Genomic DNA, 17,187 nt, shown 5'->3' with positions numbered 1-17,187 from the left:
TCAATTTCAATTATCTGTTCATCCTGTCAATTTCAGAATCAATCCCAGCAAGTTGCTCAGATACAAATTCCCTGCACTTCGTGAGATAATCATTGTGTTGAATTCTGATCTGTTCCATCTGCTGATTCAGCACTTCAATCTGCGCCTTTGCATCCTCCAAGATATGGTCTGCCTTTGCGATGGCATCGTCCTCAATAATCTTAGCATCTCTCTTGGCAGCATCCTTGATTTCCAGGGCAGCCTTATTTGCAAGCTCCAGGGTACTTTGCATTTCTCTTTCCATGTCTCTGTAATGAGTCAGGGTGTTGGCAAGAACCTTGAGCTTTTCTTTGTTTTCTTTGTTTTCTTTAAAAAGCACTTCAAAATCCGCACTAATTTCATTGATAAATTCTTCGACATCTTTTTTTTGATAACCAAGTCCTGTCTTAAGCATCCTGGACTGGATTTCAATTGGTGTTATCATATAACAACCCCCATCTTGCTGCTATTGTAGGGATGATTGAAAGGAGGCAACATCAAAGCCTCCGGACAAAATGTCCTGAAGATCCCCTGAAATGTCAACTGTCTCTGGTGTGACAATAAAAATATAGTTTGATATCTTCTGCAGGTTTCCATTGATCGCATAACATGAACCAGAGGTAAAGTCGATAATTCTCTGGGCAGTGTCAACATGAATACCTTCCAGGTTAAGGACAACAGCTCGGCCACTCAGCAGCGTGTCGGTGATCTCCCGTGCATCTTCAACCGTGGAAGGCTTGATCACACATACCTCAAATCCTGAGCGAGAGTTATTGCGTACCGGAACAATTTTACCAGCAAATTTATTAGCAGGTTTGGTTTTTGCGGGAGTAGCAGCAGAAACCTTAGGTGCGGCTTCATCTGTGTCAGTCTGATCTTTTCTTCGCTTTTTCATTCTGACCGACCTGCCGTCAAGATCATCTTCAAAGAAAGCATCATCTTCATCGTACTCGTCATCATCATTTAGTTTGAGCATATTTAAAAATTTATCCGAAAAATTCCCCATCTTATTTTACCCCTTTATTCATAATTTCGTTGACCGAATAATCCCGTTCCAACTCGAACAATGGTCGCCCCTTCTTCGATGGCTATCTCGTAATCACCGGTCATTCCCATAGAAAGGACATCCATACAAACATTATCGATGTTTTTACTCTTCATGTCAACCGATAATTGCTTTAAATTACGGAAATACAGCCTGTTATTTTCAGGGTTTTCCGTATAGGGTGCTATAGTCATAAGTCCTTTAATTCTGATACCATCCAATACGGAAATTTCCCGGATGAGCTTTTCTGTTTCCTTTGGAATAACACCGAATTTGGAATCCTCGCCGGAAATATTTACTTCAATCAATACATTGGTACGAATTCTGTTTTTCTTAGACTGAATATTGATTTCTTCGGCAAGTCTGTATGAATCAACTGAGTGAATCAGGGCTACTTTGGAAATAACCTGTTTGACTTTATTTCTTTGAAGATGGCCAATCAGATGCCACTGTATGTCTGCCGGCAGCTGGTCACGTTTCGAAACCAGTTCCTGAACCTTATTTTCTCCGAATTGACGGATGCCCGCATCATACAGTTCTTTAATCATTTCAACCGGTTTCGTTTTACTGACGGCCACAAGGGTGACATCGCCCCTTTTCCGGTCTGCCTTGTTGCAGGCCGCTTGAATATTTTCCTCAATGATTCTTAAATTATCTACTAACATATTGTCCTCCTGTACTACTGGTAAATAACTTGATTTTCCTTAGTTCCGGAAACATCAAGAATTATATTATCGTATATCCTTAAGCCAAAGCTTGTATTTTGGGCTACAATATAATAATCGCTTGTTTCTCCCAGTATTACAATCTGTCTGAAATTTGTATAGCCGTTATTGACATTATATACACCTTTTAAAGGTTCTGTTTCTCCAACCTGGAATTGGGAATTGGAATCATTTTTGACTACAATATCCCCCTCTTTAAAAGCTGAGGTTTGGACATAACAGTATTTATCTGACTGATAATAAATATCCGGGGCAACGAATACGACACTGGCCTCCATTTTGTCCGTAAATACCTGTTTATAGAACCCTTTCTCGCTATTGTTTCCACCGGTGGCAAGGAACTCTACAGGTATTACATAAAAATCCTTTTCAACCACTGACGTTTTGGGAACTTTGAAGCCGCTTGTCTCAGAATCCAGAATCTTGATATCCAAAAATCTGTCATTAAAAAAATGGATTCCAAATTTATCAAAACGCAGGACACCAAAGTGGACACCATCTTTATCCATCACACTGAAATCCCCGAATGAAGTCAGATCATTATCCACGAATTTGACTTTCAATGATGTTTTGTCCTTGTATTTTTCATATTGTGAGTCATTTAACTGAATTATCAGCGTCCAGACATCGCTTGTCACAATCTTTCCAACAGAGGAACCGGACTCGGTCAAATCACCGCTTGTAATGGCTTTTTTCGAATAAACCGTTTCATCAAAGTTTGAGGCTGTAATCGTATCGGAGGTCAGCCCTTCGTATCCATCCGTATAGTTTAGAAAAGTACCGACCTGTGGGGAAGTCACGATCTGGAACTGTGACATATCAACAGATGTCAAAAGACTGGTATTGTAATTTTCAAAAATCAAAGATTCCATTCCGTACTTCAAATCATAAACGGTTGAAAAATCAGAGGCAGAAAATCCCAGAGTGAATTCATTGATGCTGTCTCTGATCTCCCCAATACTCTCCTCGGTCAGAATGTTACCCTCTTCAGCCTTTTCGGCGATTGTGGCAGCAAGCTGTCCGCTTTCATCGACAGTATAGAGGCCGGTCCCTATTGAAACATGGGATGCGTTTCTCTGAAAATAATTGATATATCCTGAAACGGAAGCATATAAAGGAACCTCATCCCGCAGTATAACTCCGGTAAAATAATTATCGGTGCTGCTTCCTGTCTTGCCCTCCACTACTTCGTATATAGTCACCTGATCCCTTGAAAAATAGAGAAATACATTAATCACAATATAAATGAAGGTAATTCCGAAGATAATAATGCCGATGTTGATATTTCTTCTTTTCCTGTATTTAGTTACCCGTCTGTTGTTGCCAGCCATTCTGTCCTCCAGCCGTTTTACCGGTTAAAATAATAATAGAGAACATTTCCCTGCATCTATATGAGAAGAAGTGTTCTCTATTGTAACCGCCTGTTATGAAAATTACAGGGAAACTATAATATTATCCCTGAATTCTGCAGGAATTTCTTCCGCATTTCTTGATATGCACAAAACAAATTTAATATTGAATTTATTGGAAACTGATGCAATCCGCCCTAGCAAAGGTGCAATATTCTCTTCCTGTGGGATGTTCGCTAAAGTAAGCAGACTGTCAACAAATATTGTATCTATATCATGATTCCCTGATATTAATCCACTTATGAATCCTAACAGATCATCTTTATTTTCGATAGGATATTCCAATACATTGATCAACCTTATTGCTGGGTTTAATTCGTACATGTGTTTTGCATTCTTATCCAGGTATATGACCTGCCCCATAGCGCTTTTGACGACCTCATTTGCTTTTTCAATCAGGACCTTTGTCTTGCCCTTACCCTTGCTGCCTGCAATGATTTGAACCATAGCAATCTCCTCCTTAAATTCAATATTAAATTTAAATTTCTATTTGCAAAAGTTACGCCAGTCCAAATCTCCCCGTTCAAGTGATTTGACAAGAAGTTCAGCTGTCGCTAAATTTGTCGCTAAAGGAATATTATGCATGTCACATAACCGGAACACTCTGTTAACATCCGGTTCATGGGAATTCGGTCTTAATGGATCCCTAAGGAAAATCACAAGATCAATCTGATTGCACTCTATCTGTGCTCCCAGCTGCCGTTCCCCACCCAGATGGCCGGCTAGAAACTTATGTATCTCCAGATTGGTAACCTCCTCAACTAGCCGTCCCGTAGTACCTGTTGCATAGAGGGTATGTTTACTAAGTATTCCCCTGTATGCAATGCAGAAGTTCTGCATCAATTTCTTTTTGGAATCATGTGCAATCAACCCAATATTCATATAAATCCTCCTAATAAGTTAGTCTTCGCTGTAAATCAATATTCAAAACAAGACCGACACCGGCAAACGCGCTGGTCAATGAGCTCAGACCGTAACTTACAAAAGGAAGCGTAAGTCCGGTATTAGGAATAAGCATTGTGGCAACGGCTAAATTAATGATCGCCTGAAAACCAATCTGCGCGCCAAAACCACAGCATATAAGCCGCCCCGCCAGGTTGGGGGCTCTGCTTCCTGCCCTGAAACATTCAAAAGTAATCAGGGCCAGCAGTATTATTACGGCAGCTGCTCCTACAAATCCAAGCTCTTCCCCTATGATTGTATAGATAAAGTCGGTCTGGGGTTCTGAAATAAAATTCGCATTTTTAACACTGGTTATTGTATTATTATTCAGTCCTTTTCCAAAAAGGCCACCGGAACCAATTGCCATCACAGAATTTTCCTGCTGGTATCTGATCCGTGCAGCAATCTCATTGTCTTTTTCAAAAAAGCCAACAAGTCTGTCGTACTGATGTGGTGCAAGAATTGACTGGTTCGGCTGCATCACTAGTATTCCAAGTATGATAGCAATGGGTATGGTAACGGCGAATATAACACCAATAATTTTGTAACTCAGACCAGCTATGAACATTATAACACAAAACAATATGAAAAAAACTATAGAAGTTGATAAATTGGGTTGTTTGAAAATCAAGGCAAGTGGTATCAGGTACAAAATTAAAAGAGTCGCTAAAAATTTTATGTCATTGATTTTATCCTTGTGTTTAACAATGAATTGTGCCACGAAAAGAACAATCAGAATCTTGGAAAACTCAGAAGGCTGGATTTGGAAGAAGCCAAAATCAATCCAGCGTTGAGCCCCTTTAGCGCTTTCGCCAAATATTAGCACTGAAAGCAGCATTGCGAGATTCAGTCCATATATAATCCAATAGTATCTAAGCAAGAAATTATAACTGATAAGGGTCAGGGCCACCATAATTACAAGTCCGATAATGAAACCGAGCACCTGTTTCGCTTCATATACGGAGGAATCCGTTGCACTTGATATGACATTGATTCCCAGAATTGTAAGTACAAGGACATAAATAATAAGCCTGATATTAAGATTCCGGAAATTATAACGCTTTAACATATTGATCATGTATTCAAATCTTGATTTCATTATTACCTCTTTAAACTCAAACCTGAGTTAGTGTTTAACTTCTTTAATTGGGATATTGGCATACAAAGCCGGAACCTTTCCGTTTGGTCCGTCAGAATCCGTCTGCGTTATCTGAATATCCAATCCCTCAAGGTCAATTTCCATATATTTTGATATAACCGCAATGATATCATTTTTAATTTGTTCCATTATTTCTGGATTACAGTTCGACCTGTCTGAAACCAGCAAAAGTTTCAGCCTGTCCTTTGCTACATTACTAGAAGCTTTTTTTTTGTTGAAAATATCAAATAAACCCATCATTATTCTCCTTTTCAGTTAGTTTTTCTTGAACAGTCCGGACAGTTTGGTCCAGAATCCTATATTAACATCAAGGTTTTCAAGTGGAATGTCTTCACCCATAATGCGTCTGACAATGTTCATATAGGCTTTTCCTGCTCTTGAGTCTGTTCCTGCCACCGGCTCTCCCCGGTTGGTGGAAATAACGATGTTTTCATCATCTGGGACAGCTCCAATAAGGTTAATGGCTAGTATATCCACTACATCATCAATGGACATCATGTCTCCCCTTTTGACCATATCCATTCTTATCTTGTTTACGATAAGGTCGATTTTGTTTATGCCGTTGGCCTCAAGCAGGCCGACAATCCTGTCAGCATCCCGAATTGCGGATACTTCAGGATTTGTAACGACAATGGCTCTGTCTGCACTGGCTATGGCATTTTTAAAGCCCTGTTCGATTCCCGCCGGGCAGTCAAGGATAATATAATCGAACTCATCCTTAAGCTCCTCCACCAATATCTTCATCTGTTCAGGGGAAACACTTGATTTATCTCTCGTCTGGGCTGATGGAAGAAGATATAATTCGGGATATTTTTTATCCTTGATCAGTGCCTGTTTTATACGGCAGTTTCCTTCTACTACGTCAACCAGATTATAAACGATTCTGTTTTCGAGGCCTAACACGACATCCAGATTTCTTAGGCCTATGTCGGTATCAATCAGAACCACTTTTTTATTCAATTGAGCCAGGCCGGTTCCCAGATTTGCGGTTGTCGTGGTTTTTCCAACCCCCCCTTTTCCGGATGTGATGACTATTACTTCACTCATATAATTCCTCCTCGAATCTTTATTTATACTTTTGTTTTATTAAAAACGGATTTCGCTTAGCACTTCCTTGCTAAGTGGCTCTATATAAATATCGCCGCCTTCCAGAAATGCAATTTTAACCTGGGCATTTCCATCGCTCTTGTCCCCTGAATTATCCGGACGCCTTGCGATTACGTCACCGATTTTAATCTGGAGTGGATTCATTTCGAGAGCTACTACGAAGGAGTTCATATTGCCTGATACTCCCGCATATACGGTCCCTTTGAGAGCGCCAAGTACCACAACGCTTCCTCCTGACGCAACACGAGCACCCGGATTCACATCACCGAGTATGACCAGACTGTTATCACTCTCCAAGGCTTGTCCGGAGCGGAGCGTCCCTTTATAAAACTCGCCAAGATTGGATGAAATCTGCCCCAGCTTTTCGTCGACTGATTTCTTGAACATTGTTTCCCGGGATTTATTGCTGTCAGCAATACAGATGATGGAAATATCAGAATTTTCACTGATGATATCTACAACCTCCTGCTCTTCTGTATCAGAAAGCTGCCGTCCTTCAAACGATAATGCAAGGGAGCATTTTCCAAAAAACTTGGAGGCTTCACCGAATTTTTCGGCAATTTGGAGCTTTAAGTCATCAAAAGGCTGAATGGCATCCAACACTAGAACTATACCATATTTATTACCTTTTATCATCACTGAATTTTTCATTGAATAACTCCTTTTTCATGATTGTTTTAGTCACCGACAATACCAGACGATGGTACGCTCGCAGTGCCATCTTCGATGCTGGTTTCTCCCGGGCCATTGAAATAAAAATTTATGATATCCCTGACGACTTCCGCACAGTAACCAGAAGAGTCACCGTATGGTATCACTACGCTCATTGCCATTTCGGGCGCTGAATAAGGTGCGTAAGCAACATAAACGGCATGATTGGATCGAAGGGCATTTTCCTGTGCCGTACCTGATTTTGCTGCTACTTCAATTGGGAAATCCTTAAAGGTTTTGGCTCCCGTTCCTGTGGTTGCCACAGATCGCATGCCCTGATGAACAGCATCCCATGTACTCTGAGAAACGGCGGCGGTGCTTTCCAGATTAGGCTTGAATTCTTTCTCGACAGTACCACTGGGTGTTACAACCTTATTAAGAAGCGTAAGGCTGTAATTTTTTCCAGAGTTTGCAACAGTATTCACATATCTTGCCAGCTGGACGCCAGTATAGGCGTTGGATCCCTGTCCAATAGCCGTTCTTACGGCATCCGTCTTAGAAAAAAGAGGATCATTTTCCAGTATTTCCACTCCGGAAAGGGATGTCAGACCAAGCATTTCTGCATATTTTTTAATAACGGAAAGTCCCTGGTTGCTGTCGTATACACCTGTCTGACCAAGACTGAGACGATAGCCTACTTCGTAAAAGAAGTAGTTGCAGGAAACGCTGAGAGCGCCCACTACATTCACATCCCCATGGCTTGACGGATATTTCCAACATTTTGCGTTCGGAGAGATTTTTGTGAAAAGTCCCTCGTCATGAATCAGGGTACCCGGCGTTATGACTCCGGACTCCATTCCGGCGACTGCGGAAACCATCTTAAAGGTTGAACCAGGCGCCATCCGGGACTGAGTGGCCCGATTATAAAGAGGAAGTGACAAATCATTATTCAGGCTGTTCCAGTACTTTGCATCGACTTTACCGGAAAGCAGGTTGTTGTCATAACCGGGATATGTCACAAGAGCCAGCACATTTCCGTTATCAGGATCAGTTACAGTTACGGAACCGGAACAAGGGTCCAGGGCAATCTGGGCTGGTGTAATATGTATAAGCCGGATCTGCTCCATCATGAAATTGTACGCAGTGCCTCCATTTCCAGAAGCCAGGGATGTGTAGGAAGCCTCATCGGCGGCAAGTACACCCTGATCAAAAAGCAGCATGCATATTTCATTTCCGCTTATCGTTCCATTTTCAATCAGGTAGTAATAAATCTTCTTACTGAAACCGGAATCTGAAGAAAGATTTGATAAGATATATTCTGCCAGGGCAGCATATATCTGGTCCGAGTCTGCATAACGGCTGTCGGGGGAGATATTGGATGCATCAATCCAGTTTTCTGCAATAGCATGCGACAGAAACTCACTCAAACCAATACTTCCATTATTCCAGGCAACATAAGTTTCATCCTTTGTATCAATGTTGTCTTCGACCAGAATATTGTCATTTTTCAAAAGATCAAAAATATAATGCACATACGTCTGGTATTCTTCAGGCATTGCAGACAGCGTGGTCTGACCCTGATCATATAATTGAGAGCTTAAGTAGGACTGTACAGAATCGAATTTTCCTTTAAATTTGCTGTACACCCGTTTTTCGTTGTCTGTTGCTCCATCATCTGAAAATGAATTCAGATCAAGAACATTGTTATTTATCATTTGGAAATACACTTCTTTGATTCCGATATTCATAGTGCTGTTTGCAGTATTCTGAACATCACCATTTTTTATTTTACTGTACAGTATTCCAGCAAGTTTTTGCTCAAGGATATTGTAGGATGCGATTTGAAGATTCTTGTCGATGGTCAGGTAGACATCATTTCCTGCCTCGGGATTTGTTTTGCTCACAGATTCAATTATAGAACCCAGGCTGTTTACAAATACCGTTTCTTCCCCTCTTTTACCCTGGAGATAAGTGTCCATCACTTCCTCGATTCCGGATTTACCAACCATATCCCCGGAAACATAATCACCACCCGCCGCGTTCAGCTCTTGCAGCTGTTCATCTGAGATTAGTCCTGTGTATCCCAGGATATGTGAAAAACATGAAGATTCATCATACACCCTTATGGATCCTTCACTTATAGTCACACCGGTAAGTTTCGTTGAGTTCTCATATATAGCAGCCACAGTCTTGTCGCTCACATCGGAAGCGATGGTCGTGGTTATATATTTCTGATAAGAATTCAGTGACAGGTTATATCGGACCGTCAGAATCTTTAATTTCATGTCTGTGGAGTATTCGTCTCCTAATTCGTATTTGTCTTTTCCGCACATATACGTAAATACTTCCAGGGCACTGGCATCAGAAAGGCCTTTAGTGGCTATATCCTCTTTGGAAGATAATCCGTATACATTGATAAGGAATGTATTTCTGGCAGAATCGGACGCAAAAGAAAATTCGGGTTTCCCGGCGGAATCGAGGATAATCGGGAAGCTGCCGTCCAAAGTGTCACCGTTTGTTTCTATCAGCGATATGGCTGTATAAATAATGGAATTGAGCTCATTGTTTTTTGTGTTTCCGCTTTCCACAAGATCTTCCATTGTTACGGAATAGGCCAGTTTGTTATAGGCCAGAATATTCCCATTTCTGTCGTATATATTTCCTCTTGTTCCGGACGAATAGATGGTCTTTTGAGCTTTTTGGATATAGTTATTCAGATAATAGTCCTTTTTAACAATTTGAAGGTCAAAAATTCTGATAACAAGAAAGAAAAATAAAATAAAACAAATGCCGCAAATAATAAATTCGCGGGATTTGATCAGCTTTTGAATTCGTTCGCGTATATTTTCAATCATTGTTCCCTCTCCTTCTCTGCTTCTGTGAATTTTTCATGCAGCATAAGTATGGGCTTATACACTATGAATGCTATAATGGCAGTAAATATCGCCTCTGGCAGTATGATATGGATCAGATAATAAAAAAAATCAAGCCTTCCCCTGAAAAGGAACATGAAAATATATAAGGCCACGTTATATGCGATGTCGCTCCCGAACACCAGAAGGACAGGGAGGCGGATTTCTTCGCCGAAAAATATTTTATTAAAAACTCCATTCATAAATCCAACGCTCATATAAAGTAGGGCATTAAGTCCGATAAAATCAGAAAAAAAGACATCTGCCAACAGACCGCATACCAGTCCAGTTATAAGGCCGGTCCGTGTTCCGCGGATGAATCCAAATGAAACCGTAATGATCAGCAGCAGATTTGGGACAGGAAGCTTGGAGATATCACCTGTAAAGAATGCAGTTTGCAGGAAAAACGCCACCAGAATCATCAGGGTGGCGGCAATTATTCGTTTCATCATAACGCGCCCTATTCCCCCGTCTCTTTAAGCTGTTTTATTACAAGAACCTCTTCCAGGCTTGAAAAATTGACTACCGGTGTAATATAGCCGGATTTTGTCAGGTTATTTGCATCATCTTTGATACCACCGGAATAACCGATCAAAATATCCGGAAGATATTTATCGCTCACATTCGAGGTCAGTATCATGTCTCCGTCCGTCACAGCCGCATTTTTATTGATATTGATAAGTTCAATAATTCCGGACTGCATCATCTGCAGACTGCCTTTTACTATACATAAATCTGAGGTTGTTCCAAATTTGGCGCTGACATTTGAAAAATCATCTATTATAGATCGTACGGTGGCACTGTTGGGGGTGACGTCGATCACAATCCCCACCAGTCCTTTTCCGGCTATAACATTCATATCAACCGCAATTCCGTCGGATGATCCTTTGTCGATAATAAACGTGGAAAACCAATTTCCGGAATCTTTGGCAATAACTTTGGCGGCAATCTTATCATAACTGGAATAACCGGAATCCAGGCTGTACAGTTCCCGAAGCCTTGCCAGCTCTCCCTGTTCCTGGATGAGCCTGCTGTTTTCCAATGTCAGTTCATCGACCTGGGCTTGAAGGTTTTCGTTTTCCTTTACCACCTGACTCAGCTTTTTCAATGAATCGGACTTTTCGGAAAACCATTGTCCGATTTCATTCATACCATTCTGGACAGGAACAACGATGGCTGTAGCGATGTATTTGAATGGTTTTGCAGTAGACGGGTACAGGGAGGACAGCACAATTAATAAGCAGCAGGCCGCTGCTATGATCATATAAAGATATTGACTTTTTAACTGGTTTTTCTTCCTGTTTTTGTTAAATATTGGTTTTAAATGCAGTTTAAATTTCATTTGCGGCTATAACCTCTGTCCGGTTTCTCCTAATCGTATTCTTTTGCCTTCGGTACATACTGAACTGAAGAATACCCGGGTTGTGTCAGTATCGTCCTGATTCCGCGTATGATGGATTCCGCGGGATTATCCACAAGGTTCACTTTCAGACCGGTTTCTTTAGTGAAAAGCTTGTCTATATTACGTATGTTGGCGGATCCGCCCGTAATATAAATGCCTGTATCTATAATGTCCGCTGACAATTCAGGCGGAGTTCTTTCCAATATAGCTTTAACAGAGTCGATGATGGAACGCAGATATTCCTGGATGGCATCATTGACAAGAGATGACTCAATCAGCGCTTTTACGGGCAGTCCGGAAACAACGTGTCGTCCATATACGGACATTGTTTCACCACTTTCTCCGTAGGCATTTCCCAGTTTTATCTTAATTTGTTCGGCCGTCTTGCTTCCGATAATGAGTCCATGCTTCTTGCGGACCTCAGCTACGATATTTTCATCGAATTTCTTGCCTGCAATCTGGATGATTTTACTTAGAACGATTCCACCCAGTGATACAACCGAAATTTCAGTGGTATCCGACGCAATATTTACAATCAGATTACCCTGTGGGCAGTTGATGTCAATGCCCACTCCCACCGCATCGGCAATTGGCTTCTCAACCATGGTGATATTTTTTGCCTTTATACTGGAAGAAACGATCAGGTTATAAAAAGCCCACTTCTCAACGCTGGTGATATCGGTAGGTGCCGCTATGCAGAATGACGATCCGCTTACATGCCGGTTGTCATTGATTTTCCGATAAAAACTTTCAAATAAGGCCTTCATATTGTTTATATCTGCAATTACTCCGTTCTGAATGGGGCTGATAACCCGGATGTAAGGCGGATTTTTTTCGTACATTTCATAGGCCTCGTCACCAAAACTGATAATTGTGTTTTTGTCTTTTATGGCTATGACGTTTTTTTCGTTAATGATTCTGTCGTTTGCGGATGAAAAGATTTTGATGTTGCTTGTTCCTAAATCCAGTCCGTAATTGTTTTGTATCATTAGATTATTCCTCTTTCCTTAAAACTAACATATATGTTGTCACCAATAATTATATGGTCGATTAGTGAAATTCCGATCAGACTGCCTGCCTCCTGTACCCTCCGGGTAATCAGGATGTCTTCTCTGCTGGGTTCGGGATGACCGCTTGGATGATTGTGAAGCAGTATGACATTCACGGCATTATATTTCAGGGCCTGGATGAAAATCTCCCGTGGAGATACCAGGGAGGCATTCACGGTCCCTTGGGAAATGACAATGTCCTTAATGAGGTTGCTTTTTGTGTTTAAAAGCAAAAGCACAAGATGTTCCCTGTCTTTGTGGCGCATCTCTTCCATATAGTAGTCCGAAATGGACTTGGGATCTGTAAAGCTCAGGTTATTATGGATCCGGGCTCTGGAAATCCTCTTCGATAATTCGGCCACACATTGAATCTGAATGGCTTTCACCTGTCCGATGCCTCTTATTCTTAAAAGCTGCGCTGTATCAAGATGCAGGATGTTAAGAATACCGCTTGTATTTCCTTCATAATTCAGAATGTTTTCGGCCAGATCAATAGAGGGCTCCCCTTTTGATCCGGTCCGGATTATACACGCAAGCAGCTCGGAATCTGTAAGAGATGAAATACCGTATCGGCTGCATTTTTCGTAAGGTCTTCTTTCAGGTGGTAAATCCTTAATTGCATTCGTTTGTTTAATCAAAATCAGCCTCCGCTCGTACTCTCTCCAAGCGCTTTAGGCTACGTATATACTACCATATTTAAAAACCAAAGTATATAGCTTTTGTCAGAGCCTTACAATGTTTTTGTCAACCAGTTTCTGGAGGGATTTCAGTACTCCAAGCTTTGCATGGAACCATGTCAGACCGCCTTGGAAATAGACTGCATAGGGGGGACGGATCGGTGCATCGGCGCTGAGCTCAATGGAAGAACCCTGGACAAAGGCTCCTGCTGCCATAATGACCGGGCAGTCGTAACCAGGCATATCCCAAGGTTCCGGAGATACAAAGCTGTCCACGGGAGCAGCTTCCTGAATCCCTTTACAAAAAGCAATAACAGCTTCCGGAGAGCCAAGTTCTACAGCCTGTATGATGTCATAGCGGTCTTCCCTGGAACCTGGTATCACCGGATACCCAAGACTTTCATATATTGCTGCTGCAAATACGGCTCCCTTTACTGCTGAAGCCGTTACCACGGGTGCAAGAAACAGCCCCTGGTAGAACGACTGCAGAACACCTAGTGTAGCACCGATTTCCTTGCCAAGACCGGGTGCCGTCAGGCGGTATGCGCAGTTTGTGATGCATTCTTCTGTGCCGGCAATGTAGCCGCCAGTTGGAGCCAGTCCACCTCCGGGATTTTTGATCAGGGATCCTGCAACCATATCTGCCCCGTAATCGGAGGGCTCCATTCGTTCTACAAACTCTCCATAGCAGTTATCCACCATGACATTTATTTTGGGATTGATGTTTTTTACAAAAGAGACGGCTTCCCCGATTTGTGAGGAAGACAGGGTTCTCCTTGTCTGGTAGCCCTTTGAACGTTGGATGGATACCAGGCGGGTTTTATCGTTGATGGCGCGTCCTATGCCATCAAAATCAAAGGAACCGTCCACAAGCAAATCAACCTGCCGGTATGAAACGCCATATTCCTTTAGAGATCCCGGACAGTCCAGGATACCAATGACCTTATCCAGCGTATCATACGGCTTCCCGGAGATGGAAAGCAATTCATCTTTGGGACGGAGGTTGGCGGCAAGGGCAATGGTTATGGCATGTGTCCCGGATGCGATCTGAGGACGCACCAGGGCTGTCTGCGTATGAAATATATCCGCATATACAGACTCCAGGGTATCCCTTCCCAGGTCATTGTACCCATATCCTGAAGACGCAGCAAAATGAATTTCACTGACGCGGTTGTCCTGCATGGCCTTGATCACTTTATATTGATTAAACTCCGCAGTCCGGTCAAGTTCCTCGAACCGCGGAATCAAAGACTTTTCTATTTCAGCGGCAAAGGCAGTCACCTCTGCCGAAATCCCAAGTTGTTCCAGCATTTTTTAAATTATCTCCTTGTCCTGCAGCACTTTTAACATAAAATCCAGAATTCGGTCCTGCTCATTGTCAAAATCTTCGAAGTTTGTCCATATGACCTTTTTTTCACGTTTAAACCAGGTAATCTGCCGTTTTGCAAAATGCCGGGTATTCTTTTTTATCAAGTCGACCGTTTCATCCAGGCTCGATTCCCCATCCATATAAGCAGCCATTTCCTTATATCCTACCCCTTGCATGGAAATGAGATCTCTGCTGTATCCCATCTCCAGCAGATGGCGGACTTCCTCCATCAGACCGTCTTTCAACATCTTTTCTACGCGGAAATCTATATTATCATACAGCTGACGTCTGTCCCGGTTCAGAACAAAATAAGCGAAATTATAAGGGGAAGCATTTCCCTGCTGTATGCTGTTATGCTCGGATATCTTATTTCCGGTCAAGCGGTAAAACTCCAATGCTCTTATGACCCTGCGTGTATTGTTGTAGTGGATTTTCCGGGCTGATTCTATGTCAGCGTCTGCAAGAAGCTGATGAAGGAAAAACTTACCTTTCCTGTCAAGTATCTCCTCCAGCTCCCGGCGGATAGATATGTCCTCCACGGCATCTGTAAAATCGATGTCATACAGGACAGACTGAATATAAAAGCCGGTTCCTCCAACAATAATAGGGATTTTATTTTTGGAATAAATATCATCCAAATATTTTTGTGTCAGTTCTTTAAACCGTACCACGTTGAATTCCTCATCAGGGTCGATTTCGTCAATTAAGTGGTGTGTGATGCCCTGCATCTCTTCCGGACTGATTTTAGCAGAACCAATATCCATATATCTGTATACCTGTATTGAGTCCGCACTTATAATTTCTCCGTTGATTTGGCGGGCCAGCCTGATTGACAAATCAGTCTTCCCTACAGACGTAGGTCCTGTTAGAACTACTAATGGCTTCTTCATGATAACATACCTCTTCTACAGGATTCGTTTGAATTTTTTCGAAAGCTCCTGTCGGCTCATGGAAATGATGGTTGGTCTGCCATGCGGACAATTGTAAGGGTTTTCCAGTGTCAGCAGTTCCTTGATCAAAGCATCCATTTCCGCATGGGAAAGTTTCTGATTACCCTTCACGGCGGCCTTGCAGGATACGGACGCGATTTTTTCCAGTATAAGCGAAGTTGCTTCAGGAGACGCCGAAAGAGACGGATTGATTTTTGCAGCCAATTCATCCAGCATAGAAAGAAACAGTTCCTTTGTATTCAGGGAGAAAAGGTTATCCGGAACTGCCCGGATAGCGAATTCGTTGCCCCCGAATTCTTCGATGTCATACCCAATCTGCCTGAATTGTTCCATAAACCGCCCAAGCAAATCCTCTTCGGCCATGGAGAGGCTCACAATCATTGGAACAGCGAGAATCTGGGAACTGTGGGAACGACTCTTCAGTGAAGTCATCACCCGCTCATACAGAACTTTTTCATGGGCAGCATGCTGGTCAATAATAAAAAGCTTGTCCTCGAATTCTATCAGCCAATAGGTATCAAAAAGCTGTCCGATAATCCTGTGCTTAGCCAGAGATTCGGGACTCAGGAATTTTTCGCTGAAAAGTTCCATCTGGAGGGGCGGAGAGTCATAGCATACAGGAGCTTCTTTCACCAGCTCAATCCTTTTTGCCTCAAATGGTTCCATCCTGTCTTCCGCAGGTCTGGGCGGAACTGTTTTTGAAGATGCACTTCCCGGACGTACGGTATTTTGAATGGAAGGTTTCGGAGTGTGTACAATTTCAGGAATGCTTTCCCTTTCCTGCAGGGCTTCTTTCAGGGTATGGTGAATGAATTCGAATATTTCTTCCTGGTTTTTTATCCGAATCTCCATCTTGGAAGGATGCACGTTTACATCAATCAGATCGCCCTGGATCTCTATATGGAGAACTGCGAAGGGATACTTGTGCTGCATGGAATAGGGACGGTAGGCTTCTTCCACTGCCTTGGAGATCAGGGAACTTTTTATATATCTGCCATTTACGAAAAAAGTTTCATAATCCCGGTTTCCTCTCGAAAATTCGGGTTTCCCCACATATCCTGTGATGGCAGCAAATTCACTGCTGGTCTGAATCTCGATAACCTTTTGGGCGGCTTCTTTTCCGAAAATGTTATATATGATATTTTTCAAGTCTCTGTTTCCTGCTGTAAAGAGTTTGCTCGCGTTATTGTTGATAAAACGGATCGATACGTCCGGATGGGAGAGTGCTATTTTTTCAACGATGGTGTATATATAGCCGGCTTCTGTCTGGTTTGCTTTCAGAAATTTTTTCCGCGCTGGTACGTTATAAAAAAGGTTGCGGATGATGAAAGTAGTTCCGGAAGGAGCCCCGATCTCATCGTAGGATTTTTCCGTTCCGCCTTCAATAACATATCTAACACCTGTAATGTCAGCAGGCTGTCTGGAAATCAGCTCCACCTGGGCAACCGCCGCAATAGAAGAAAGTGCCTCCCCCCTGAACCCCAGGGAGGATATGGTCATCAGGTCCCGGGCATCCGTGATTTTGCTGGTAGAATGCCGCAAAAAAGCAGGACGTATATCTTCTTTGGCGATGCCCTGCCCATTGTCTGTGATGCGCAAAAAGGATATCCCACCGTCCTTGATTTCTACTGTGACGGAGGTAGCCTGTGCATCAATTGCATTTTCCAGGAGCTCTTTGACCACGGAAGCTGGTCTGTCTATTACTTCTCCGGCAGCTATTTTATTGATTGTATTCTGGTCTAGTACTCTTATTTTTCCCATAATTACCAATC

General features: G+C 42.3%; 18 protein-coding genes. All 18 read right to left on the bottom strand.

Going from position 1 to position 17,187, the window contains the following annotated elements:
• Positions 1 to 10: 10 nt before the first annotated feature.
• The 18 genes from BUA79_RS00270 to mutL all read right to left on the bottom strand — a co-directional run bounded on the left by BUA79_RS00270 (position 11) and on the right by mutL (position 17,176).
• On the bottom strand, positions 11 to 463 hold the full coding sequence (locus BUA79_RS00270; protein ID WP_073992360.1) for a DivIVA domain-containing protein: 453 nt from the start codon (positions 461 to 463) through the stop codon (positions 11 to 13).
• Positions 464 to 484: 21 nt separating this feature from the next.
• Positions 485 to 1,024 carry a cell division protein SepF gene (locus BUA79_RS00265; protein WP_073992359.1) on the bottom strand — a complete coding sequence of 180 codons (540 nt, stop codon included), beginning with the start codon at positions 1,022 to 1,024 and terminating at the stop codon, positions 485 to 487.
• A 14-nt stretch (positions 1,025 to 1,038) separates the two neighbouring features.
• On the bottom strand, positions 1,039 to 1,728 hold the full coding sequence (locus tag BUA79_RS00260; protein ID WP_073992358.1) for a YggS family pyridoxal phosphate-dependent enzyme: 690 nt from the start codon (positions 1,726 to 1,728) through the stop codon (positions 1,039 to 1,041).
• 14 nt (positions 1,729 to 1,742) lie between these two features.
• On the bottom strand, positions 1,743 to 3,119 hold the full coding sequence (locus BUA79_RS00255; RefSeq protein ID WP_073992357.1) for a biotin/lipoyl attachment domain-containing protein: 1,377 nt from the start codon (positions 3,117 to 3,119) through the stop codon (positions 1,743 to 1,745).
• 102 nt (positions 3,120 to 3,221) lie between these two features.
• Entirely contained in the window at positions 3,222 to 3,644 is a 423-nt protein-coding gene (locus tag BUA79_RS00250; RefSeq protein ID WP_073992356.1) for a twitching motility protein PilT, read from the bottom strand.
• Between the two features lie 39 nt (positions 3,645 to 3,683).
• Positions 3,684 to 4,079 (bottom strand): methylglyoxal synthase, encoded by a 396-nt coding sequence (locus BUA79_RS00245; RefSeq protein ID WP_073992355.1) that lies wholly within the window; start codon positions 4,077 to 4,079, stop codon positions 3,684 to 3,686.
• 10 nt (positions 4,080 to 4,089) lie between these two features.
• Positions 4,090 to 5,238 carry an FtsW/RodA/SpoVE family cell cycle protein gene (locus BUA79_RS00240; RefSeq protein ID WP_242941616.1) on the bottom strand — a complete coding sequence of 383 codons (1,149 nt, stop codon included), beginning with the start codon at positions 5,236 to 5,238 and terminating at the stop codon, positions 4,090 to 4,092.
• Between the two features lie 27 nt (positions 5,239 to 5,265).
• A complete protein-coding gene (gene minE / locus BUA79_RS00235; protein ID WP_073992354.1) occupies positions 5,266 to 5,535 on the bottom strand; it encodes a cell division topological specificity factor MinE in 270 nt (89 codons plus the stop codon).
• 18 nt (positions 5,536 to 5,553) lie between these two features.
• Positions 5,554 to 6,345: a septum site-determining protein MinD gene (gene minD / locus BUA79_RS00230; protein ID WP_073992353.1), complete on the bottom strand. Its 792-nt coding sequence runs from the start codon at positions 6,343 to 6,345 to the stop codon at positions 5,554 to 5,556.
• A 39-nt stretch (positions 6,346 to 6,384) separates the two neighbouring features.
• Positions 6,385 to 7,056 (bottom strand): septum site-determining protein MinC, encoded by a 672-nt coding sequence (locus BUA79_RS00225; protein ID WP_073992352.1) that lies wholly within the window; start codon positions 7,054 to 7,056, stop codon positions 6,385 to 6,387.
• A gap of 26 nt (positions 7,057 to 7,082) precedes the next feature.
• Entirely contained in the window at positions 7,083 to 9,911 is a 2,829-nt protein-coding gene (locus tag BUA79_RS00220; RefSeq protein WP_073992351.1) for a penicillin-binding transpeptidase domain-containing protein, read from the bottom strand.
• The gene (gene mreD, locus BUA79_RS00215) at positions 9,908 to 10,417 is read right to left on the bottom strand and encodes a rod shape-determining protein MreD (RefSeq protein ID WP_073992503.1); all 510 of its coding nucleotides are present in this window, start codon (positions 10,415 to 10,417) and stop codon (positions 9,908 to 9,910) included. The genes BUA79_RS00220 and mreD overlap by 4 nt, the downstream gene beginning before the upstream one ends.
• Before the next feature lie 11 nt (positions 10,418 to 10,428).
• Positions 10,429 to 11,310, bottom strand: coding sequence for a rod shape-determining protein MreC (mreC, locus tag BUA79_RS00210; RefSeq protein WP_073992350.1), 882 nt, complete (start codon positions 11,308 to 11,310; stop codon positions 10,429 to 10,431).
• A gap of 29 nt (positions 11,311 to 11,339) precedes the next feature.
• Complete coding sequence (gene mreB, locus BUA79_RS00205; RefSeq protein WP_073992349.1) at positions 11,340 to 12,359, bottom strand: rod shape-determining protein; 1,020 nt, start codon at positions 12,357 to 12,359, stop codon at positions 11,340 to 11,342.
• The gene (radC, locus tag BUA79_RS00200) at positions 12,359 to 13,054 is read right to left on the bottom strand and encodes a RadC family protein (protein ID WP_073992502.1); all 696 of its coding nucleotides are present in this window, start codon (positions 13,052 to 13,054) and stop codon (positions 12,359 to 12,361) included. Before radC ends, mreB begins: the two co-directional genes overlap by 1 nt.
• 87 nt (positions 13,055 to 13,141) lie before the next feature.
• On the bottom strand, positions 13,142 to 14,407 hold the full coding sequence (locus BUA79_RS00195; protein ID WP_073992348.1) for a methionine gamma-lyase family protein: 1,266 nt from the start codon (positions 14,405 to 14,407) through the stop codon (positions 13,142 to 13,144).
• A gap of 3 nt (positions 14,408 to 14,410) precedes the next feature.
• On the bottom strand, positions 14,411 to 15,355 hold the full coding sequence (miaA, locus tag BUA79_RS00190; RefSeq protein ID WP_073992347.1) for a tRNA (adenosine(37)-N6)-dimethylallyltransferase MiaA: 945 nt from the start codon (positions 15,353 to 15,355) through the stop codon (positions 14,411 to 14,413).
• Between the two features lie 15 nt (positions 15,356 to 15,370).
• Positions 15,371 to 17,176 carry a DNA mismatch repair endonuclease MutL gene (gene mutL, locus BUA79_RS00185; RefSeq protein WP_073992346.1) on the bottom strand — a complete coding sequence of 602 codons (1,806 nt, stop codon included), beginning with the start codon at positions 17,174 to 17,176 and terminating at the stop codon, positions 15,371 to 15,373.
• Between the last annotated feature and the right edge of the window lie 11 nt (positions 17,177 to 17,187).

It is taken from the genome of Parasporobacterium paucivorans DSM 15970 (genome assembly GCF_900141895.1).
In the GTDB taxonomy this organism is placed as follows: domain Bacteria; phylum Bacillota; class Clostridia; order Lachnospirales; family Lachnospiraceae; genus Parasporobacterium; species Parasporobacterium paucivorans.
This window is presented reverse-complemented; position numbering and strand designations above follow the sequence as displayed.